Annotated in this window: 17 protein-coding genes; 2 read left to right on the plus strand and 15 right to left on the minus strand. The window is 66.9% G+C overall.

Going from position 1 to position 21,241, the window contains the following annotated elements; all coding sequences use genetic code 11:
* Nucleotides 1-138 precede the first annotated feature (138 nt).
* The 4 genes from B7P44_RS29435 to betC form a co-directional block, all read right to left on the minus strand.
* Entirely contained in the window at nucleotides 139-417 is a 279-nt protein-coding gene (locus B7P44_RS29435) for a hypothetical protein (protein ID WP_084909378.1), read from the minus strand.
* Nucleotides 418-605: 188 nt separating this feature from the next.
* Nucleotides 606-1,748, minus strand: coding sequence for a porin (locus tag B7P44_RS29440; protein WP_084909379.1), 1,143 nt, complete (start codon nucleotides 1,746-1,748; stop codon nucleotides 606-608).
* 245 nt (nucleotides 1,749-1,993) lie between these two features.
* Nucleotides 1,994-2,953 carry a choline ABC transporter substrate-binding protein gene (gene choX / locus B7P44_RS29445; protein ID WP_084910096.1) on the minus strand — a complete coding sequence of 320 codons (960 nt, stop codon included), beginning with the start codon at nucleotides 2,951-2,953 and terminating at the stop codon, nucleotides 1,994-1,996.
* Between the two features lie 49 nt (nucleotides 2,954-3,002).
* Nucleotides 3,003-4,538 carry a choline-sulfatase gene (gene betC, locus B7P44_RS29450; protein WP_084909380.1) on the minus strand — a complete coding sequence of 512 codons (1,536 nt, stop codon included), beginning with the start codon at nucleotides 4,536-4,538 and terminating at the stop codon, nucleotides 3,003-3,005.
* Nucleotides 4,539-4,773: 235 nt separating this feature from the next.
* Here betC and B7P44_RS29455 point away from each other — a divergent pair, with 235 nt between their 5' ends.
* Together B7P44_RS29455 and purU are read left to right on the plus strand one after the other, a co-directional pair.
* On the plus strand, nucleotides 4,774-5,679 hold the full coding sequence (locus tag B7P44_RS29455) for a choline sulfate utilization transcriptional regulator (RefSeq protein ID WP_084909381.1): 906 nt from the start codon (nucleotides 4,774-4,776) through the stop codon (nucleotides 5,677-5,679).
* 158 nt (nucleotides 5,680-5,837) lie between these two features.
* Nucleotides 5,838-6,707, plus strand: a complete 870-nt coding sequence (purU, locus tag B7P44_RS29460) for a formyltetrahydrofolate deformylase (RefSeq protein WP_084909382.1) — start codon at nucleotides 5,838-5,840, stop codon at nucleotides 6,705-6,707.
* A 158-nt stretch (nucleotides 6,708-6,865) separates the two neighbouring features.
* On the opposite strand, the gene B7P44_RS29465 is transcribed toward purU, so the two are convergent.
* The 11 genes from B7P44_RS29465 to B7P44_RS29515 all read right to left on the minus strand — a co-directional run bounded on the left by B7P44_RS29465 (nucleotide 6,866) and on the right by B7P44_RS29515 (nucleotide 21,235).
* Nucleotides 6,866-8,521 carry a trimethylamine N-oxide permease gene (locus B7P44_RS29465; protein ID WP_084909383.1) on the minus strand — a complete coding sequence of 552 codons (1,656 nt, stop codon included), beginning with the start codon at nucleotides 8,519-8,521 and terminating at the stop codon, nucleotides 6,866-6,868.
* A 167-nt stretch (nucleotides 8,522-8,688) separates the two neighbouring features.
* Entirely contained in the window at nucleotides 8,689-9,552 is an 864-nt protein-coding gene (locus tag B7P44_RS29470) for a glycine betaine ABC transporter substrate-binding protein (protein WP_084909384.1), read from the minus strand.
* A gap of 117 nt (nucleotides 9,553-9,669) precedes the next feature.
* A complete protein-coding gene (locus B7P44_RS29475; protein ID WP_084909385.1) occupies nucleotides 9,670-10,833 on the minus strand; it encodes an FAD-binding oxidoreductase in 1,164 nt (387 codons plus the stop codon).
* A 109-nt stretch (nucleotides 10,834-10,942) separates the two neighbouring features.
* A complete protein-coding gene (locus B7P44_RS29480; protein WP_084909386.1) occupies nucleotides 10,943-12,184 on the minus strand; it encodes an aromatic ring-hydroxylating oxygenase subunit alpha in 1,242 nt (413 codons plus the stop codon).
* Between the two features lie 52 nt (nucleotides 12,185-12,236).
* Entirely contained in the window at nucleotides 12,237-13,034 is a 798-nt protein-coding gene (locus B7P44_RS29485; protein ID WP_084909387.1) for an electron transfer flavoprotein subunit beta/FixA family protein, read from the minus strand.
* Complete coding sequence (locus B7P44_RS29490) at nucleotides 13,031-14,200, minus strand: electron transfer flavoprotein subunit alpha/FixB family protein (RefSeq protein ID WP_084909388.1); 1,170 nt, start codon at nucleotides 14,198-14,200, stop codon at nucleotides 13,031-13,033. Before B7P44_RS29490 ends, B7P44_RS29485 begins: the two co-directional genes overlap by 4 nt.
* Before the next feature lie 4 nt (nucleotides 14,201-14,204).
* On the minus strand, nucleotides 14,205-16,130 hold the full coding sequence (locus B7P44_RS29495; protein ID WP_084909389.1) for a (Fe-S)-binding protein: 1,926 nt from the start codon (nucleotides 16,128-16,130) through the stop codon (nucleotides 14,205-14,207).
* A 4-nt stretch (nucleotides 16,131-16,134) separates the two neighbouring features.
* Nucleotides 16,135-18,198 carry an NADH:flavin oxidoreductase gene (locus B7P44_RS29500; protein ID WP_084909390.1) on the minus strand — a complete coding sequence of 688 codons (2,064 nt, stop codon included), beginning with the start codon at nucleotides 18,196-18,198 and terminating at the stop codon, nucleotides 16,135-16,137.
* A 61-nt stretch (nucleotides 18,199-18,259) separates the two neighbouring features.
* Entirely contained in the window at nucleotides 18,260-18,793 is a 534-nt protein-coding gene (locus B7P44_RS29505) for a DUF5943 domain-containing protein (RefSeq protein ID WP_084909391.1), read from the minus strand.
* Between the two features lie 155 nt (nucleotides 18,794-18,948).
* On the minus strand, nucleotides 18,949-19,920 hold the full coding sequence (locus B7P44_RS29510; protein ID WP_084909392.1) for a dipeptidase: 972 nt from the start codon (nucleotides 19,918-19,920) through the stop codon (nucleotides 18,949-18,951).
* A gap of 40 nt (nucleotides 19,921-19,960) precedes the next feature.
* Nucleotides 19,961-21,235 carry a serine hydroxymethyltransferase gene (locus tag B7P44_RS29515; protein ID WP_084909393.1) on the minus strand — a complete coding sequence of 425 codons (1,275 nt, stop codon included), beginning with the start codon at nucleotides 21,233-21,235 and terminating at the stop codon, nucleotides 19,961-19,963.
* Nucleotides 21,236-21,241 lie beyond the last annotated feature (6 nt).

The raw sequence follows: 21,241 nt of genomic DNA on the forward strand, positions 1-21,241 counted from the left end.
GGTCGGGTCGGGGCACGAATTCGGGAATGACCCGTATCGACCGAATGCCGGCCGGCGCTGCTGGCCCCGTATCGGTCGTTCGGTCTCGAGCAGCGAACGGCAGATCTCAGGCCGGCATAAGTCTGCCGCCCTTATCCCTTATCGGCGCGCTGTCGGGTCTTTCAGTGGTCGCTTGCCGTCGATGATCGCTTTTGCTTCGTCGATGGCAGCATCCAACGCCCAGTTTTCGCGACGGTAGCCCTCTTCCTCAAGGCATTGAATCGGAATTTGCGTGGCGGGCTGAGCATCGGTGTCGTTCGGGACAAGCACGAAGCCGTGGAACCCGAATATCTGCAAATCCGCACTGCCGACGCCTTGTTTCAGGAGCGTTTGAACTGAATATTCAAAGCCATTGTGCGTATTCTCAGCGCGGGCCATGATCGCCTCCAGTGTGGTCGTCTTTTGATCCTAGCACCAACGAATAGGGCGCGATGCAGCGTTGGCTGTACGCCAACGATCCCCCCGCATTCCCCGGTAGGCCTCGATGAACAAAAAAATAGCGCGAACCTGGGTTCGCGCCAAAGAGAGACCTCGCTGAAGACTGGATGCCGCGTCGCTTGCCTCGCTCAGAACGAATGCCGCATGCCGATCCGCACGTCGGCCTGGGTCTGCGTCGTCGACGGCGTGAAGCTGTAGCCGATCACCGCATCGACGCCTTGCGACGCGCGCAGGTAATCGCCGGAGATGTAGACGTCGGTGCGCTTCGACAGCATGTAATGGAGGCCAGCCGTACCCATGTTCCAGTGGTGGCCTTCGAAGCGCGTGTGCTGGTAGCCCGCGATCAGGCTGAGCGCCGGGGTGAACTGGTACGAGCCGCCGCCTTCGTACGACTGCATGTGCGACGAGTTGCCGAAGCCCTTGATCGTCGTGTACGAGTAGTTCGCGTCCAGCGTCAGCTGGCCGATCGTGTAGCTCGTGCCGACGCCGAACGTGCCCTGGCTGTCGACGTTCATCGGCGTGTTCGCGAACAGGTCGGTGCGCGCGCCGGTCGCCGGATCGACGGTGACGGTCTGCTGGCCGAGGAACGTGTGCGTGCCGATCATCGCGTACGGGTCGAACGCGTAGATGCCGTGCGGATTGTTCAGGCGCGTGTACGCGGCGCCGATCGAAAAGTCACCCTTCGTGAAGCTCGCGCCCGCGCTCCATGCGCTGTCGCGGTGGAGGCTGCCCGCGACGTTGCCGAACGAGTACATCGCGCCGAACTTGAAGCCGCTGAGATCGTTCGACAGGAACTTCACCGAGTTCGGCAGGCGGTCGCCGTTGAAACGGTCGAAGTCGCCCTGGTGGATCGCATAGCCGCTGCCCCACGCGGAGATGTTGTAGATCGACACCAGCTCGTTGGTGATGTCGAGCTGGTTGCCGAACGACAGCGTGCCCCAGTCGTTCTGCAGTCCAACATAAGCCTGGCGGCCGAATTGCGCGCCGCCGAAGGTCGTCTGTCCGGTGCCGAGCCGGAAACCGCTCTCGAGCGCGAACACCGCCTTCAGGCCGCCGCCCAGATCCTCGGTGCCCTTGAGCCCGAACCGGTTGCCGTAGGCGACGCCGTCGTCGAACTTGAACACGTGCGCGCCGCCCGTGTTGTTCACCCACGTCACGCCCGCATCCAGGATCCCGTACAACGTCACGCTGCTCTGCGCATGGCTCACTGCCGGTGCGCAGGCCGCCGCGCATGCAAGCGCGGCTGCTGCGGCCATTTTCGTCTGCTTCATTGTCGACCACCCTCCCTGACCATTCGATGGAAAGAACCCCAGACCTCGATCGCGGCGTCGAGCGCCGCCTGATTTGCATTCGGTTCGTCTGATGGCTTCGCCGTTTCGTTTTCCGCAATAACGGGAGCCACGAGCAAAAAATACAAACCCATATTTCGCGTCACCCGTCTGAAGACGACATCAAATGGTCTGGTTACGACCGCCCGGGAAAACACGGAGGTCCGGCGGCCTCGTTGCGCGGCGCGTCAGCGGCCGTCCAGCGCCGCGCGCACGGCCGGCAGCCCGGGGGCGCCGGCGGCCGTCGTCACGCCGTCCAGCCAGAGCGCGACGAGCGACGGCTCGGCCTGCAATGCATGCCGGGCGGCGAGCGGGGCCGGCGTCTTGTGGTTCAGCATGTCGGCGATCATCCGGTTCTCGATGTCGACCGTGAACGTCATCTGCCGGAACAGGCGCGCAAGGTTCGCGCACTGGTCGGCGAACCCCGCGCGGGCGACCGTGTTGACCGTCGCGCCGCCGTAGTTCGGGCCGAAGTACGTGTCGCCGCCCGCGAGATAGGTCAGGTGGAATTTCGTGTTCATCAGGTGCGGCTCCCAGGCCAGGAACACGACCCAGCGCTGGTCGCGCACCGCGCGTTCGACCTGCGTCAGCATCCCCGTCTCGCTCGATTCGACGAGCGCCCAGCTCGCCGGGCCGAGTGCGTGGTCGGCCAGCATCCGCTTGATGTTCTGGTTGGCCGGCGCGCCGGGCTCGATCCCGTAGATCTTCCCGTCGAAGCGGTCCGCGTGGCGTTCGAGATCGGCGAACGTGCGCACGCCCGCGGCGGCGACGTAGTCGGGCACCGCGAGCGTGAACTTCGCGCCGCTCAGGTTCGCGTGCAGCACGTCGATCGCGCGCGCGTCGACGAACGGCTTCACGAGCGGCCCCTGCGCGGGCATCCAGTTGCCGAGGAACACGTCGACCTGCCCTTTCTTCAGCCCCTGATAGGTGATCGGCACCGACAGGTTCGCCACGTCCTGCCGGTAGCCGAGCGCCTTCAGCACGACGCCGGCCATTGCGTTCGTCGCGTCGATGTCGGTCCAGCCGGGCCCGGCCATCCGCACGTCGCGGCAGGCCTGCGGCTCGGCCGCGCGGGCCGCCGTGATGCAAAGGGCGGCGGCGCACGCCGCGCCGGCGATCGTTCGTGCTGTGTTGCCATATCGTTTCATCTCGCGCTTCATCGTCCGCTCCGTCTTCAGTGATCGAAATGCGCGCCGCTCAGCGCGCGATGCGCGGAAAGCGCGCCATCGCCTCGAGCGTGTCGAGTTCGATGTGATTGCGCATGTAGCGCTGGCTCGCGTCGGCGAACGGCTGCCAGTCCCATGCGTGGATCCGGCCCTGCGTCGTTGCCGCGAAATGGAAGCGCCGCCGGCGCTGGCTCGCGAGCACCTGCCGGTGCAGCTCGGGCAGGTTCCAGCGCGCCGCCGCTTCCGCGCGGAACGCCGCGAGCACGTCCGCCGCGTGCAGCGTACCGGCGAGGTTGTGCAGCTCGCGCGGGTCGTCCTTCAGGTGGTAGAGCTGGTCGGGATCGGCCGGGCAATGCACGTATTTCCAGTCGCCGCGCCGGATCATCACAATCGGCGCGATCGCGCCTTCGGCCAGATACTCGCCAAGCGCGACGTCGTGCGCCGGCGCGCCGCGCAGGTGCGGCACGAGGCTCGCGCCGTCGACCGGGTCCGGCCAGCCTCCGCCCGGCGCACCGCCCACGAGCTCGACGAGCGTCGGCAGCAGGTCGACGTGCGACACGGGTCCCGCGACGCGCGCCGCGTCGAAGCGGTGCGGCGCATGCACGATCAGCGGCACGCGGCAGCCACCCTCGAAGAACGTCATCTTGTACCAGAGGCCGCGCTCGCCGAGCATGTCGCCGTGATCCGACGTGACGATCACGATCGTGTCGTCCGCGAAGCCGCATTGCTCGAGCGCCGCGAGCACGTTGCCGAACTGCGTGTCGACGTAGGACGTCGCGCCGTAGTACGCGTGGCGGGCGTTGCGGATCTGCGCGTCGGTAGGCGGCGTGCGGTCGTTTTCACAGACGGCGCGCAGCCGCCGCGAGTGCGGATCGCTGTCGGCCAGGCCGAGCCGCACGGCCGGCATGTCGATCTCGTCGTCGCGGTACAGGTCCCAGTAGTCGCGCGTGATTGCGTACGGGTCGTGCGGATGCGTGAGCGACACGACCATGCAGAATGGCCGCGCATCCTGTCCGGCCGCCCGTTCGCGCGCGAGGTCGAACAGCTTCTGGCGCGCGGCGAACGCGACTTCGTCGTCGAAATCGAGCTGGTTGGTGCGCACGCACGGCCCCGCGTCCAGCACCGAGCTCATGTTGTGATACCAGCTCGGCCGCTCTTCCGGATGCGCCCAGTCGGGCACCCAGCCGAAATCGGCCGGATAGATGTCGGTCGTCAGCCGCTCCTCGAAGCCGTGCAACTGATCCGGGCCGCAGAAATGCATCTTGCCGGACAGCACGGTGCGGTAGCCGGCCGCGCGCAGGTAGTGCGCGAACGTCAGCGTTTGCGCCGGCAATTCGGCGGCGTTATCGTAGGCGCCGATCGCTGACGGCAACTTGCCCGTCAGCAGCGAGAAGCGCGACGGCGCGCACAGCGGGCTCGCGCAGTACGCGGCGTCGAACACGACGCCTTGCGCGGCGAGCCGGTCGAGCGTCGGCGTGCGCGCGACGCGGTTGCCGTAGGCCGGCAGCGCGAACGGCGTCAGCTGGTCGGCCATCAGGATCAGGAGGTTCGGTGTCGGGTGCGTCATCGTCGGTCGTGGAGAAAGTCGGTTCAGGTCGGATGCGTGCGCGACGCTCCGGCAACGATTCGCCTGTCATAACGGAACACGGCCGGCGCAAGCCGCGCGGCGCGCGGCCGCGACTCGCTAGAATGGCCGGAAGCCCTGCGTGCAGTGCCGCGCAGCGCGTCGCACGCGTGCACTATTGCGCGCCGAAACCCACCCGGGAAGGTATCCGGCCCTTATGGGGCCATTAGAGACGCTTATGTCGAAACCCGATCCGTTGCCGTCGATGCAGGCGCTGCGCGCGTTCGAATCGGCCGCGCGCCTCGCGAGCTTCACTGCCGCCGCGCGCGAACTCGGCTCGACGCAGCCGGCCGTCAGCCAGCAGGTGTTCCAGCTCGAGGCCGAGCTCGGCGTGCCGCTGTTCGAGCGCAGCCCGCGCGGCGTCACGCTGACCGAAGACGGCCGATGCCTGTACGAAGCGGTCCGCGCGAGCCTCGATACGCTGCGCGCCGCGACCGCGACGCTGCGCGCGCGACGCGAGCACGGCACGCTGACGCTCGTCACCGACTTCGGCTTCGCGACCTACTGGCTGATGCCGCGCCTCGCGGGCCTGAAGCGCATGATGCCGGACGTCGACGTGCGGGTCGTCACGTCGCAGGATTTCGACGCGCAGCGCGATCACGCCGACATCGCGATCCTGTTCGGCGACGGCCACTGGCCGTCGTGCACGGCCGCGCGACTGTTTCCGGAAACCGTCACGCCGGTCTGCTCGCCCGCGTTCCGTGCCGCGCATCCGCAGGTCGCGCAGCCCGCCGACCTGCTCGACTTGCCGCTCCTGCACGTGCAGCCGACCCGGCCCGAGCGCTGGCTGTCGTGGCGCGGCTGGTTCGACGCGCATGGCCTCGCCGCGCCGGCGGCCGCGCACGGCGTGACCTTCAACAGCTATGCGCTCGTGATCCACGCGGCGCTGCTCGGCGAAGGCGTCGCACTCGGCTGGACGCCGCTCGTCGACGAACTCGTCGCGTCGGGGCAGCTGGTGACGCTCGTCGATGCGCCCGTGGTCACGTCGCGCGGGTATTTCCTGGTGCGGCCGCCGTCGCGGCCGGAGCCCAGCGCGGCGCCGGTGTTCCGCCGCTGGCTGCTCGACGCGTGCGCGCTTGCGTGACACGGCGCGCGGCCCCGTGCTGACGCGCCGATACCAGCCACACGGCGGGTCGGTTCTATCCGCTCGAAATCTGGCCTGATTTACTTGGGCATCGCGCCTGGCGGTGCGGCACGTCGTGCCCCGCGCCGCCAGGCGCTTATCGAGACCCGAGGAGCCCCATGAGCGACGTCCAACGCCCCGAACAATTCATCCTGACGCTGTCGTGCCCGAGCGAGGCCGGCCAGGTTGCCGCCGTCGTCGGCTTTCTCGACCGCCACCGCTGCTACATCGATGCGCTGAACGTGTTCGACGACGATCTCAGCAGCCGATTCTTCGTGCGCTGCGTGTTCCATCCGACTGACGAAACGCTGCACATCGACGCGCTGCGCGAAGAGTTCGCGCCGATCGCGACCGGCTTCGACATGCAGTGGGCGATCCACGACGTCAACGCACGGCCGAAGGTGCTGATCATGGTGTCGAAGCTGGAGCACTGCCTTGCGGACCTGCTGTTCCGCTGGCGGATGGGCGAGCTGAAGATGGACATCGTCGGCATCGTGTCGAACCATCCGGACTTCGAGCCGCTCGCCGCGCAGCACGGGCTGCCGTTCCGCCATTTCCCGATCACCGCCGACACGAAGGCGCAGCAGGAAGCGCAATGGCTCGACGTGTTCGAGTCGAGCGGCGCGGAGCTCGTGATCCTCGCGCGCTACATGCAGGTGCTGTCGCAGGAAACGAGCGCGAAGCTCGCGAACCGCGCGATCAACATCCATCACTCGTTCCTGCCCGGCTTCAAGGGCGCGAAACCGTATCACCAGGCGCATGCGCGCGGCGTGAAGCTGATCGGCGCGACCGCGCACTTCGTCACCGACGATCTCGACGAAGGCCCGATCATCGAGCAGGTCGTCGAGCGCGTCGATCACGCGTACCGCCCGGAGCAGCTGCTCGCGGTCGGCCGCGACGTCGAATGCATCACGCTCGCGCGCGCGGTGAAGGCGTTCATCGAGCGGCGGGTGTTCCTGAACGGGGACCGGACGGTCGTGTTTCCGTAAGTCACGGCAACCGCACGCAACAACGACGAAGGCCGGACCGGTGCAAGCCGGTTCGGCCTTCGTCATGCAGCTTGATCTCGTGCAAAGCGACTCACGCGCCGGACCCGTGTGCGGTTTCCGTGTCCGGTGCGAGCATCGCTTCACTTGCTATGCGCCGCTTACTTCACCCACGCGAAGTAATACGACAGCCCGATCGTCAGCGCGGCCCCGATCAACGCCGCATACGGCGCGAGATCGCGCCACGCGCTGCGCTTCGGCACTTCGAGCTCCATGTCGCGCTGCATCTGCGCGGGGAAGCGGCCGCGATCCTGCCAGTAGTGGCGATACAGGAACACCGGCACGATCAGCAGCATCGCGATCAACCCGTTGCGCAGCGTACCTTCGCCCTGCAGGTTCGCGCCCGCGCCGACGTAGACGAGGTTTGCGTAGCCGCACAGCGAGCCCGCGACGAGCAGCCACGTCGGGCAGCGGAACGGACGCTCCCAGTTGCCGCGATCCATCCGGTGGATCCAGCCCGATTGAAGGTTCAGGAATACGAACAGCATGTAGCAGACGTTCGAGATCGACAGCACCGTCATGTAGTCCGACATCATCAGCAACACGAGGTTGAAGCCGAGATCGGTCCACATCGCGCGCGTCGGCGAGCCGTGCTCGTTCACGTGCGACAGGTACTTCGGCAGCCAGCCGTCGACCGACGCCTGGTACAGCGTGCGCGACGAGCCCATCATCGACGTCATCACGATCAGCAGGATCGACAGCATCAGCATCACGACGACCGCGTTCGCGACCCACGCGCCGCCGCCGACGATCTTCGCCATCGCAGCCGCCACGCCGGTGCCGTCGCCGATCGCCGGATCGAGCATCGCCTGCGTGCCGAGCGCGCCCTGGAACGCCATCGGCACGAGCGTCATCACGACGAGGCACAGCGCACCCGACCAGAAGATCGCCTTCGCGGTGTCGCGGCGCGGATCGCGGAATTCGCGCGTGTAGCAGACGGCCGTTTCGAAGCCGTACGACGCCCAGCCGGCCATGAACATCGCGCCGAGCGCCATCACGACGCCCTGGCCGTTCCACGAGCCGAAGGTCGCGGTGGTCAGGTTGCCTTGCGCGTCGTGGCCGAGCGGCAACAGCGGCAGCAGGTTCGACATCGGCACGTCGCCGGTCACGAACGGCACGATGCCGACGATCAAGAGCGGCGTGAGCGACGCGATGCCGAGAATGCGCTGCGTGCGCGCAGCCTTCGATGCGCCGCTGTGCTGAAGCTTGAATGTGACGAGAAGCAGGATCGTCGCGATGATGAACGTCGCGTTGATCCGCAGGGACAGGCCCGGCTTGATGAAGCTCAGGTCTGCTATCTTGAGCTGCCAGTGCAGCACCGCCGCATCGGCGGGAAAGAGGCTCGTCAGCGCGTAGCTCGCCGCGAGACCGCATCCGAGTGCGAGCATCGGCGACCACGCGAGCCAGTTGCACCACACGGATACCGGGGCAATCAGTTTGCTGTAACGCACCCAGCCGATCGCGCCGTACACCGACGCGCCGCCCGATTTATGGGGAAATAGCCCGGAAATTTCCGCATAAGTCGCGCTCTGAATCAGCCCCATCGTGATCGCGGCGATCCAGATCGCCCACGCGGGCTGGCCGATCGTCGCGCATACGCCGCCGATCGTGAACAGCACGCCTGCCGGCACGCCGCTCGTTACCCAGAATGCATCCTTCCAAGTCAGGCCACGATGCAGCGTGTGGCCCGTCGAATCATGTGAGATGGTTGCCCCAACATCACTGGTGCTATTCGCACGCAGTCCTGCCTGACTCATCCAAATCCTCCTGTGATGACTCCGCACAAGAGGCGCAGTGTAACAACTTTTGCGCTTTCTTGCAGGATCGTCAAAATAATTCCGGGATATGACGGCATCTCCGCGCAATTGATTCGGAGTACTGCAAGTCACTCCCGGACAATGTTTTTCTGGTTTCGTGCGACGAATTACTGCGCGCCCTCCGTCCACGCATTCACGCGGTCCGCGTGGGCCGCAATCCACGCGTCGGCGGCGGCATCCGGCTTCGATCCGCTCTGGATCGCGAGCATCACGCTGTCGATTTCACCCGGCTTCCACTGGAATTTCTTCAGGAACGCAGCGACCGGCTTCGCCTTCGTTTCGAGGCCCGGGTTCGCCACGCTGTCGACGTGCTCCGCGCCGCCGAAGACCTTCTTCGGATCCTCGAGGAAGCGCAGCTTCCATTTCGCGAACATCCAGTGCGGTGCCCATCCGGTCACGATCACCGGCTTTTTTGCGTTCATCGAACGGGCCAGTTCGGCAGTCATCGCGCTGCCGGAACTCGGCATCAGCGTGTAGCTGAGGCCGTAGCTCTTGATCGCCTCGTCAGTCTTGCGCATCACGCCCGCGCCCGCATCGATGCCGACGATCCGGCCACCGAAGTCGCTCTTCTCGGCGTTCAGGTCGTCGATGCTCTTCGCCTTCACGCTGTCGGGCACGATCAGCCCGATCTTCGCGTCGCTGAAGTTCGCGCCGAGATCGACCACCTTGGTCTTGTACTGGTCCCAGTACGCGCCATGCGTGACCGGCAGCCATGCGGACAGCGTCGCGTCGAGGTCGCCACGCGCGACGCCCTGCCACATCACGCCCGCCGCGACCGGCACGAGCTGCACCTGGTAGCCCAGCTTCTTCTCGATGATGCGCGCGGCGACGTTCGACGTCGCGACGCTGTCATCCCAGCCTTCGACATAGCCGATCTTCAGCGTCGGCTTCGTGTCCGCAATCGCGGACGCGCTCAACGCCACCATCGCCGACAGCACGCCGGTCCACAACATTTTCCCGAGGAATTTCATGATCGATCTCCATTGAATCGGGCGCGGATGCCCCCATTGCCTCTCTAGGTTCTTCAACCACAATTCCGCGGTATCGTTGTTTTCCGACGCGCGATTGTCCGGTCGCGACGCCGGCGGCTACTTGTCGATCACGAGATCCGTCAGCGGCTTGCTGCAGCACAGCAGCACCATCCCCTGATCGATCTCGCGCTGGCGAATCCCGCCGTTGTGCTTCATCTCCACCTGGCCGGACACGAGCTTCACCTTGCAGGTGCCGCACATGCCCTGCGTGCACGACGCCGGCAGCCGCACGCCCGACTGGCGGGCCGCATCCAGCACGTGCTGCTCCGAGCCGCACGCGATCTCGCGGTTGCTCTTCGCGAAGCTGACGGTGAACTGCGTCGCTGCCTGATCGCTGCCTGCGCCGGCCTCGCCGTCCGTCGCAGGCGCAAGGTCGGCAATCAGCTCGTCGGATGCAGCCTGCGCGAGCGTCTCGAACGAGAAGCTCTCCTCGTGGTACTGCTTCCGGTCGAAGCCGGCTTCGTCGAGCAGGTCGCGCACGGCCTTCATGTACGGTGCCGGGCCGCACGTGAAGATCTCGCGCTCCATGAAGTCCGGCGCGATCAGCTTCAGCAGCGACAGCGACAGGAAGCCGGTCACGCCCGGCCAGCTGGTGCGCACGCCGACCCGCTCGACGACGAACGACGTACGGAAATTCGTGTGGTTCGACGCGATCAGCTCGAGCTCGCGCGCGAAGATGATGTCGTCGGGCGTGCGCGCGCTGTGCACGAACACGATGTCGCGATCCTCGGCGAGATCGTGATGCGCACGGCTCATCGACATCAGCGGCGTGATGCCGGAGCCGGCGGACAGGAACAGGTACTTGCGCGCCGGATGCCGCGCGCAGGTGAATTCGCCCGCCGGGCCGAGCACGCGGATCGGCGCGCCCGGCTGCAGGTTGTCGTGCAGCCAGTTCGACACCTTGCCGCCCGGCACGCGCTTGACCGTGATCGAAATCGTGTGCGGCCGCGCGGGCGACGACGAAATCGTGTAGCACCGGTTGATCGTCTCGCCGTCGATGTCGAGCTCGAGCGTGATGAACTGCCCGGGCTCGAACGAGAACGCGCGACCCTGCGGCGAACGGAAGAAGAAGCTCTTCACGTCGTGCGTTTCCTGCCGCACCTGGCAGCACACCAGCGTTTCCTCGACGTCGCTCGTCCAGCGCTCGGGGAGCGCGTTCCAGAACGCCGGGCGCGTCACCCGGCTGTCGGTCGGCTCGAAATTCGCCGCATCTCGCATCATGTCAGCCTCCGAAGGGCCGCCCCAAGGAGGCTGACCGCCCCCTCGGGGGGCAGCGAACGTAGTGAGCGTGGGGGTTGTTTCATCAATTGCTCCGCTTTCACGCTTGTTGCTATGCGCCGGTTTGTTCGGCGAGACGGTCGATGTACCAGGCCGCGAACTTCTCGACGAGGCCTTCGGTGTACGGCGAGTACGGGCCCGGCTCGTACGCGCTGCTCGTCGCGCCGCGCTGCGAGAACTCGACGAGCGCGCGGTCCTGGTCGTTGGTCGCGTTCCACACGGCCGTGAGGTTCTTCACGTCGTAGTCGATGCCTTCCTTCGCATCCTTGTGCACGAGCCACTTGGTGCGCACGAGCGTCTTGCCGGCCGACAGCGGGATCACCGAGAACGTGACGATGTGGTCGCTCATGAAGTGGTGCCACGAGTTCGGCTGGGTCCAGAACGACAGCCCGCCGAGATCGGCCTGGCGGAACTCGCCGAGCAGCTTCTTCGACGCGATCTTCGCGTCGAGCGTCTGCGATTCGCCGCTGCGGTCGAGCGGCAGGCGCTGCGTGCGGAAGCCCGTCACGTCGAGCAGCTTCTCGATCTCGACGGACGGCAAGCCCATCTCGGCCCATTCCTTCCCGCGCCGGATGCAAGTCTCCGCGAACGCGTCCATGCCCTCGGCGTTGGCGTCGGAGCGCTGGTAGCCGAAGCCGTATTCGTACAGCGAGATCGTCAGCTCCGGATGGTTCGCGACGCAGTGATAGCACTCGCGATTGTTCTCCATCGTCAGCTTCCAGTTGCCTTCCTCGATGATGTCGATCTGCGCGGCGATCTTCGCGTTCGGCAGGTCGTGCGGCAGCAGGTACGGCTCCATCGCCGCGCGCAGCTGCGCGAAGTCGGCCGGCGGCTCGTCCGCGAGGCAGATGAAGATCAGGCCCGCGAGGTTCTGCACGTGCACCGATTTCAGGCTGTGCTTGCAGCGGTCGAACTGCTCGCCCATGTGCTCGGCGAACATCAGCTGGCCCGTCAGGTTGTAGGTCCAGCTGTGGTACGGGCACACGATGTTGCCGACCGAGCCCTTGTCCTCGTTGCACAGCCGCGCGCCGCGATGGCGGCACACGTTGTGGAACGCGCGAATCTCCATGTCGTCGTCGCGCACGATCAGGATCGAATCGTTCCCCAGTTGCACCGTCAGGTAGTCGCCCGGCTCGGGCACGTCCGGCTCGACCGCCACCTGGATCCAGTGCTGGCGAAAGATCGCCTCCATGTCGAGCGCGAAAATCTCCTCACTCGTATAGAACGGCGCCTCGAGGCTGTGCCCTGCCTTGCGTCGTTCGATCAGTGCACGAATGTCTGCCGATACTTTCATCGTTTGCTCCGGATTCCTTGCATCCCATTGTGGTTGCCGACAGGCATCAAAATCAGTAGTCGATGAGCTGATGCTCGCGCAAATACGCGAGGATCACTTGTGCTTTTTCGACCGAACTCCCTTCATTTACGACGTTCCCGCCCCGGCTTTCGGTGGTGGTCGCCGACAGCATCCGGGCATGCCCGGAGCGCTTCTCGGCGGCGGCCAGCCTGACCGGCTTGCGCTCGATCGCGCCGACCGTCCACGCGGCCGCGTCGGCGTCCGCGTCGGCGTCCGCGCCGGGCGACACGCGCACCGGGCGCACGTTGCCCGCCTTCAGCCGCGCATACGCGTAGCGCGGCTGCGCGTTCGCGAGCGGATGCACGGCGACGACCGCCGGCAGCGCCGCATCGACGCGCCTGCGCAGCCCTTTCGGCAAGAATTGCCGGACCGTCGCGCGGCCCGCATCGATCGTCACGTCGACGGCCGAGCCGACGAGCGGATAGCCGAGCACCGCGGCCACGCGATACGGCAGCATTCCGGTGTCGTACGCGCCCTCGGCGCGCGTGCCGGTCAGCACGAGGTCGTAGCCTTCCACGCGCGCGGCGAGCGCGTGCGCGGCATCGTCGCCGTCGCGGCAGGTCAGCACCTCGACCTCGCGCGCGCCGAGCGCCAGGTATTCGGCGAGCGCCGGCGTGATCGGGTCGCCCGCGTGGATCACGTCGAGCTGCGAATGATGGCGCTCGGCCAGCGTGCAGCCGAGCTCGAGCGCGGCCGCGTCGTTGCGGCTGTAGCGCGGCGCGCCGCTGACCGGGTGCCGGCCGACCGACACCAGCACCGCGATGCGCTTCAACAATCGGGGGGCGTTCATGCTGCGACTCCTTCCGGTTGACGGGCGCCGGCCGCGGCCGGCGATGCGCCGCGCGCGGCCCGCGCGGCCTGGATCTGCTCGATCAACGCGGCGATCGTCCCCTGCGCGTCGCCGACCACCGTCAGGTTCGCGCGCTTCGCGATCGGCGCGCTGCCGTCGAGGTTCACCGCGATCACGTGGCGGCAGTCCTTGATGCCCTGCAGGTGCTGCACCGCGCCGGAAATGCCGAATGCGATGTAGACGCTCGCGTCGACCGTCTTGCCGGTCGCGCCGACCTGCTTGTCGCGCGCGAAGTGGCCGTTGTCGACCGCGACGCGGCTCGCGCCGATCGCCGCGCCGAACGCGCCGGCCAGCCGCTCGAACGCGCCGATGTCGGTCACGCCGTTGCCGGCCGACACGATGAAATCCGCTTCCTCGAGCGCGACCTGCGCCGCGTCGAGTTCCTCGAGGCCGAGATCGCGGTACGGCGCGCCGGCGTCGGCGGCCGGGCGAATGAAATCGCCGGCAAGGCGCTCGCCCGCGCCGACGAACGGCAGCTTCGGGTCCACCGCGTTCGGTGCAAGCAGGATCACGTCCGGCAGCCCACGGGTCGCGAACGCGCGTTTCGCCTGCGCATACGCGCCGACGTGCCGCGCGTCGAGCTCGACCACGTGGGTCGCGACGCTCGCGCCGGCCGCCGCCGCATGGCGCCGGCCGAGATCGCCGTCGCCGGTCGCGTTGTCGGGCACGAACACGTGCTTCGGCGCGAGCGCCGCGACGCACGCCTGCAAGGCCTGCAATTCGCTTTCGGGCGCGAACGCGCGGCGATCGAAGCCAGTCAGCTCGATCAGCTTGTCGACGCCGAGTTCGGCCGCGTCGTCCTTCAGTTCGCCGAACACCAGCAGCGCGACTTCGGTCTGCGCGTCGGCGAGCAACGCGGCGGCGGCGATCGCCTGGCGCGCATGGTCGTCGAGCGCGCCGCGCTCGCTGTGCGCCACCGCAAGCAGCACGTGCTTCGGGTCCTGCACCGCGCGGCGCGGCTTCGCGGCCGCGGCGCCGTGAGCGTGCGCGGACCAGTGCGCGGCGCTCGCGTCCGCGCTGCCGGTCTCGCCGAGCGTGATGCGCTTCAGGCCCGCCGCCGTGATGATGAACGGCCGGCGCGGATCGATTCGTTTGATCGTGTTCATCGATTCACTCCAGCGAGGCAGCGACGAGTTCGGCCACGTCGAGCACGTCGGGGCGCGGGCCCACGACACCTTCGAGCATCGCCGTGCAGTTCGGGCAGGCAACCGCGACCACTTCCGCGCCGATCGTGCGCGCGTCGGCGATGCGGATGTCGGGAATGCGCTGCTTGCCGGGGATGTCGGTCAGCGGCGCGCCGCCGCCGCCGCCGCAGCAGCGGCCGCGCATCCCGTTGCGCTCCATCTCGACGACCTGGATGCCGATCGTCTTCAGGAGCTTGCGCGGCGCGTCCGTCTCGCCGTTGTAGCGGCCGAGGTAGCACGGGTCGTGATAGGTGGTGCGCTTCTCGCTCAGCGCGTCCACGGCCTTCGGCGCGATCTTGCCGCTCTCGGCGAGTTCGGCCAGATAGGTGGTGTGATGCTTGACCGTCACGCGCAGCCCGAGCGCGCGGTATTCGTTGCGCAGGCTGTGCATCACGTGCGGGTCCGCCGTGACGATCTGCTGGTACGACAGCGTCGACAGCGTGCCGATCAGCCGCTTCGCGAGCTGCTGGAACGTCGCCTCGTCGCCGAGACGGCGCGCGACGTCGCCCGTGTCGGTCTCGCCGCCGCCGAGCACCGCGTAGTCGACGCCCGCCTTGTTCAGCACCTTGACGAGCGCGCGCAGCGTGCGCTGGTAGCGCATGTCGAACGCGCCCTCGCCTGCGACGAACAGCACGTCGACCGGCCGGCCCGGCTGCGCGACCGGCGCATTCAGGTCCACCGACCAGTCGTAGCGCGCGGCCGTGTCGTAGCCGCCCATCGTGCCCGTCTCGCGCAGGTTCGCGAGCACTTCGGCGCCCTTGCCCGGCACCGTGCCGTGCACGAGCGTCTGGTTGCGGCGCATGTCGACGATCGCGTCGACGTGCTCGATCAGCATCGGGCATTCCTGCACGCACGCGCGGCAGGTCGTGCACGACCACAGCGTCTGCGCTTCGATCAGGCCCGACACGATCGGGCCGTTCGGCTCGCCGCGATGCTGGCCGACCGCGATGCCCGGCGTCGGGCTGCCCGCATACGCCGCATCGCTGCCCCCCGCCATCCCGACGACGAGATCCTGGATCAGCTTCTTCGGGTTCAGCGGCTGGCCCGATGCAAACGCGGGGCACGCGGCTTCGCACTTGCCGCACTGCACGCACGCATCGAAGCTCAGCAGCTGGTTCCAGCGGAACTCGACCGGCTTCGCAACGCCGTACTCCTGCTGCTCGATGTCGGGCAGCTTCAGCGCGGTGGGCGGCGTTGCGGTGCCGTTGCCCGTGAACGCTTCGCGGGTCGCCGCGAAGCGCTCCTGGCGCGGGTGGAACGCGAGATGCAAGAGACCCGCGATCGCATGCTTCATCGGGCCGCCCTTCGCGGCGCCGAACGTCATCGCGAATGCGCCGACGCCGATCAGCACCGCGCAGAGCACCGCGAACGCGCCGGACATCGCGCCGGCCGGCACCAGCATATACAGCGTGAGGCCGAGCGCGAACGAGCCGAGCAGCCACGGCAGCGTATTCCACGGGCCTTTGGACAGCCGCGCCGGCACGTTCTTCGCGTGACGGCGGCGCCACACGAACACCGCGCCGACCAGCATCGCGAGCGCCGCGAGAAAGATCAGCTTGTCGAGCCACGGCGAATAGATTGCGAGGCCGTAGTTGACGAACACCAGCGCGAGCGCGGCGATCGCGCCGCCCGCCGTCGCGACGTGCGTTTTCGCGATGTACGGATCGCGGGCGACCACATGGTGCAGGTCGACGAAATAGCGCTTCGGGATCGCGAACAGGTTCGCGACGCCGAACGCGCCGGGCGCGGTGGCCCGCCCGAGACGCCAGTATGACGAGCGCTTCGCGACCGCGAACGCGAGCCCCGCCACCGACAGCCACAGCAATGCGGTAATCAGGAAGGACGGATTCATGGCGTTAGAAATCCTTCACGAGACGCAGCGAGTCGTAGATCGCGCCATGGACGTTGTGCATCGAGATGCAGTCGCCGACACGGAACAGCAGGAAACGGCCGTTGCCGAGCTCTTCCGACAGGCACGGCTGCGGCTCGGCCGCAAACAGCGTGTGCGGATCGATCTGGCCGCGGTTCAGCGACTCCGGCTTGAGCTTCCAGTACAGCTCGTCGTTCGGCGACGACCCGTTCTCGATCACCACCTGGTCAACGGCGCGCTCTTCCAGTTCTTCCGTGTACTCGTTGCGCAGCACGGCGATCTTCTTGCCGTCCTCTTCATAGATGCGGTCGAGCATATAGTTCGGTGTAGGGATCACGCCAAGCGCGTACAGGCGGCGATAGAAGATCGGGAAGGTCGTGCCGCCGCAATCGTCGGCGACCTTCACGTCGGGTGTGACGACCTCGACCTTCGAACCGCGGCTCGCCATGAAGTCGGCCACGCCCGCGCCCGCATGGGTGCTCACGCCGTCGAACAGCAGCACGTTCTGCTTCGGCTCGACCTTGCCGGTCAGGATGTCCCATGAGCTGACGGCCAGGCCCTCGGCCACGCCCCAGCCCGGCACCTGCCAGGTGAAGCTGGAGCCGCCCGTCGCGAGCACGACGATGTCCGGCTTCTCGGCCATGATCATCTTCTCGTCGGCGGCCACGCCGAGGCGGCGGTCGACGCCCAGGCGCTTCGTTTCCATGTCGAACCAGCGGATGATCCCCGACATCTGTTCGCGCTGCGGCGCCTTCGCCGCGATCATCACCTGCCCGCCCACTTCGGCGTTCTTCTCGAACAGCACGACGTCGTGGCCGCGCAGCTTCGCGACGCGCGCCGCCTCGAGGCCCGCCGGGCCGGCGCCCACCACCACCACCTTGCGCTTCGGGCCGCGCGACTTCTCGATGATGTGCGGCATGGTCGATTCGCGCGAGGTGGCCGCGTTCTGGATGCAGAGCACGTCGAGGCCGTTGTACTGCCGGTCGATGCAGTAGTTCGCGCCGACGCACTGCTTGATCTCGTCCTCGCGGCCGTCGCGGATCTTGATCACCATGTGCGGATCGGCGATCTGCGCACGCGTCATGCCGACCAGGTCGATCATGCCGTTGGCGAGCAGGCGCTCGGCCTGGCCCGCATCGCGGATGCTCTGCGCGTGCATCACGGGAATCTTCACCACCGACTTGATGCCGGCCGCGAGGTGCACGAACGGCTCCGGCGGCAACGCCATCGGCGGCATGCAGTTCGCGATCGTGTTGTGCGTATCCCCGCCGGAGCCGACCACGCTCAGGTAGTCGATCAGGCCCGTCTCCGACATCGCCTGCGCGATTTCCTTCAGCGCGTCGTGATCGAGGCCGTCCTCGTGGAATTCGTCGCCGCACATGCGCAGGCCGACGCAGAAATCCTTGCCGACCGCCTCGCGCACCGCCGTCAGCACCTCGATGCCGAAGCGCAGGCGGTTCTCCAGGCTGCCGCCCCATTCGTCGGTGCGATGGTTCGAGCGCTTGCTCCAGAACTGGTCGATCAGGTGCTGGTGGGCCGCCGAGATCTCGATGCCGTCCATGCCGGCGGCCTTCACGCGCTTCGCGGCCGCCGCGAAATCGCCGATGATGCGGCGGATTTCCTCGATCTCGATGATCTTCGCGTTGCCGCGGTGCACCGGCTCACGCACGCCCGACGGCGACATCAGGTGCGGCCAGTGCTCGCCGTGGAACGACGAGCGGCGGCCCATGTGCGTCGCCTGGATCATGATCTTCGCGCCGTGCTTGTGCATCGTGTCGGCCAGGCGCGTGAGCGGATCGATGATCTTGTCGGTCGACAGATTCACCGATTTCCACCAGCCCTGCGGGCTGTCGATCGACACCGGGCTCGACCCGCCGCAAATCGCCAGGCCGACGCCGCCCTTCGCCTTCTCTTCGTAATAGCGGATGTAGCGGTCGCCCGGCAGGCCGCCCGGCTCGGCATACACCTCCGCGTGGGCGGTGCTGACGATCCGGTTGCGCAGCGTCAGCTGGTTCAGCTGCATGGGTTTGAACAGGTGGGGATAACGCATCGCTGGCGACCTCTGGCGTTCGTGTGTCTCGTGTTGCGGGTGTTGTTCCGTGTCTGCTGTGTCAGTGAGCGATCGGCGACACTTCGAAGACGCAGTGGTCGTGGCCTTCCGCCGCGCACTGCACTTCCGACGATCGCGCGCGCGGCGCGCCCTGGCCTTCCGGCGTCGTGTCGTTCACCCAGTCCATCGCGCCGGCGAACCAGCCCGCGAACATGTAGCAGAGCTTGCCTTCCTTGCCGGGCTGCTGGAGCACGAACGACGAGTGGCGCAATTCGATCTTCGCGCGCGCGCTGGCCGGGTCGGCCTCGATGATCGAGAACAGGCCCCAGCCGCGCTGCGACAGGCGCTTCAGGTAATGCTCGAACACCGCCATGCCGGTCAGGCCGTGCTGCTTCGCTTCCTTGTCGCACCAGTGGTACGCGGACTTGTAGCCGGCCTTGTAGAGAATCTCGGCATACGCTTCGACGCCGAGCGCTTCCTCCACGGCGACGTGGTTGTTCGTGAAGAAGTGGCGCGGCACGTACAGCATCGGCAGCGCGTCGGTGGTCCAGACGCCGGTATCGGGATCGACGTTGATCGGCAGTTGCGGTTGCATCGTGGTGACTCCGTGAGGAAAATTCGCCGCGCGCCGCCCGCAGTTTCGCAGGTCTAGCAGGCGCGGCATCGTCCGCGCGCCCGCGCGGCTTGCGCGGGCACGTCCCGATTTTTCTAGTGTTGAATCGCTTGTGGCTGTCCGGCCCGGCGTGGCGCTTACGCGCCCCAGACGTCCTTGAACACGCGCACCCAGTTCTCGCCCATGATCTTGCGGATGCGCGATTCCTTCCAGCCGGCGCGCTCCATCGCCGCGGTCAGGTTCGGGAATTCGCCGATCGTGCGGATGCCGTCCGGGTTGATCACCTTGCCGAAGTTGGTCAGCTGACGATAACGGCCCTTGTCGTGCGTCAGCATGTCGAAGAATTCCTTCGCGTAGTCCTGCGTGAAATCCGTGCCGATGCCGACCGCGTCTTCGCCGATCAGGTTCACGACGTAGTCGATCGCTTCGATGTAGTCGGCGATCGTCGCTTCGATCCCGCGCTTCAGGAACGGCGCGAACATCGTCACGCCGACGAAGCCGCCCGCATCGGCGATCTCCTTCAGCTGCGCGTCGCTCTTGTTGCGCGGATGCTCCTTCAGGCCAGACGGCAGGCAGTGCGAGTAGCACACCGGCTTCTTCGAGAACGCGATCGCCTCCGACGACGTGTTGCCGCCCACGTGCGACAGGTCGACCATGATCCCGACGCGGTTCATCTCGGTGATCACTTCGCGGCCGAAGTCCGACAGCCCGCCGTCGCGCTCGTAGCAGCCGGTGCCGACCAGGTTCTGCGTGTTGTAGCAGAGCTGCACGACGCGCACGCCCATGTCGGCGAACGCCTCGATGTAGCCGATGTTGTCCTCGAACGCATGGGCGTTCTGGAAGCCGAGGATCACGCCGGTCTTGCCTTCCCGCTTCGCGCGGAAGATGTCGTCCGTCGTGCGCACCAGCGTCAGCAGCTCGCTGTTGTCGCGGATCTTCTTCTTCATCACGCCGATGTTGTCGACGGTCTTCGTGAAGTTCTCCCACACCGACACCGTGCAGTTCGCGGCCGTGATGCCGCCCTTGCGCATGTCTTCGAACACCGGTTTCTCGAACTTCGAGATGTTCAGCCCGTCGATGATGATGCTGTCCTGATGCAGCGTGCTCATATCTGCCTCTCGCTTGAGTCTCTGGTCTTGTCGGTGTCGATCAGTAAATCGGGAAGCGCTCGCAGAGCGCGAAGATCTCGCGGCGCACGCGCTGCTCGGTCGCGTGGTCGCCTTCCGGGTTCGCGCGCAGCGCGTCGAACACCTCGAGGATCAGGCGGCCGATCTCGCGGAATTCCGCGACGCCGAAGCCGCGCGTCGTGCCGGCCGGCGTGCCGAGGCGGATGCCCGACGTGACGGTCGGCTTCTCGGTGTCGAACGGAATGCCGTTCTTGTTGCAGGTGATGCCCGCGCGCTCCAGCGCCTGCTCGACCGGCGCGCCCTTCAGGCCCTTCGGCCGCAGGTCGACGAGCAGCAGGTGGTTGTCGGTGCCGCCGGTGACGAGATCGACGCCGCCCGCCTTCAGCACTTCGCCGAGCGCCTGCGCGTTCGCGAGCACGTTGTCGATGTAGGTCTTGAAGTCCGCGTGCAGCACTTCGCCGAACGCGACGGCCTTGCCGGCGATCACGTGCATCAGCGGGCCGCCCTGCAGGCCGGGGAACACGGCCGAGTTGATCTTCTTCGCGATCTCCTCGTCGTTGGTCAGCACGAAGCCGCCGCGCGGGCCGCGCAGCGTCTTGTGGGTGGTCGACGTGACGACGTGCGCGTGCTCGACCGGGTTCGCGTGGCGGCCCGCGGCGATCACGCCCGCGATGTGCGCCATGTCGACCATCAGCTTCGCGCCGACGCTGTCCGCGATCGCGCGGAAGCGCGCGAAGTCGAGCTTGCGCGGATACGCGGAGAAGCCCGCGATGATCAGGTTCGGCTTGTGCTCGTGCGCGAGCGCCTCCACCTGGTCGTAGTCGATCAGCATCGTGTCGCGATTCACGCCGTACTGCACCGCGTTGAACCACTTGCCCGACAGCGCCGGCTTCGCGCCGTGCGTCAGGTGGCCGCCCGCGTCGAGCGACATGCCGAGCACCGTGTCGCCCGGCTTCGCGAGCGCCAGCATCACCGAGCCGTTCGCCTGCGCGCCCGAGTGCGGCTGCACGTTCGCATAGCCGGCGTTGAAGATCTGCTTCACGCGCTCGATCGCGAGCGCCTCGACTTCATCGGCGAATTCGCAGCCGCCGTAGTAGCGCTTGCCCGGATACCCTTCCGCATACTTGTTGGTCAGCACCGACCCCTGCGCTTCGAGCACCGCGCGCGACACGATGTTTTCCGACGCGATCAGCTCGACCTGCGACTGCTGGCGTTCGAGTTCCTTCAGGATGGCGTTGCGGACCGGCGCGTCGCGCTCGGCGAGGGGCTGCGAGAAGAAAGACTGGGTGTTCGACATAGAGCA

The organism is Burkholderia ubonensis subsp. mesacidophila, assembly GCF_002097715.1.
GTDB lineage: Bacteria > Pseudomonadota > Gammaproteobacteria > Burkholderiales > Burkholderiaceae > Burkholderia > Burkholderia mesacidophila.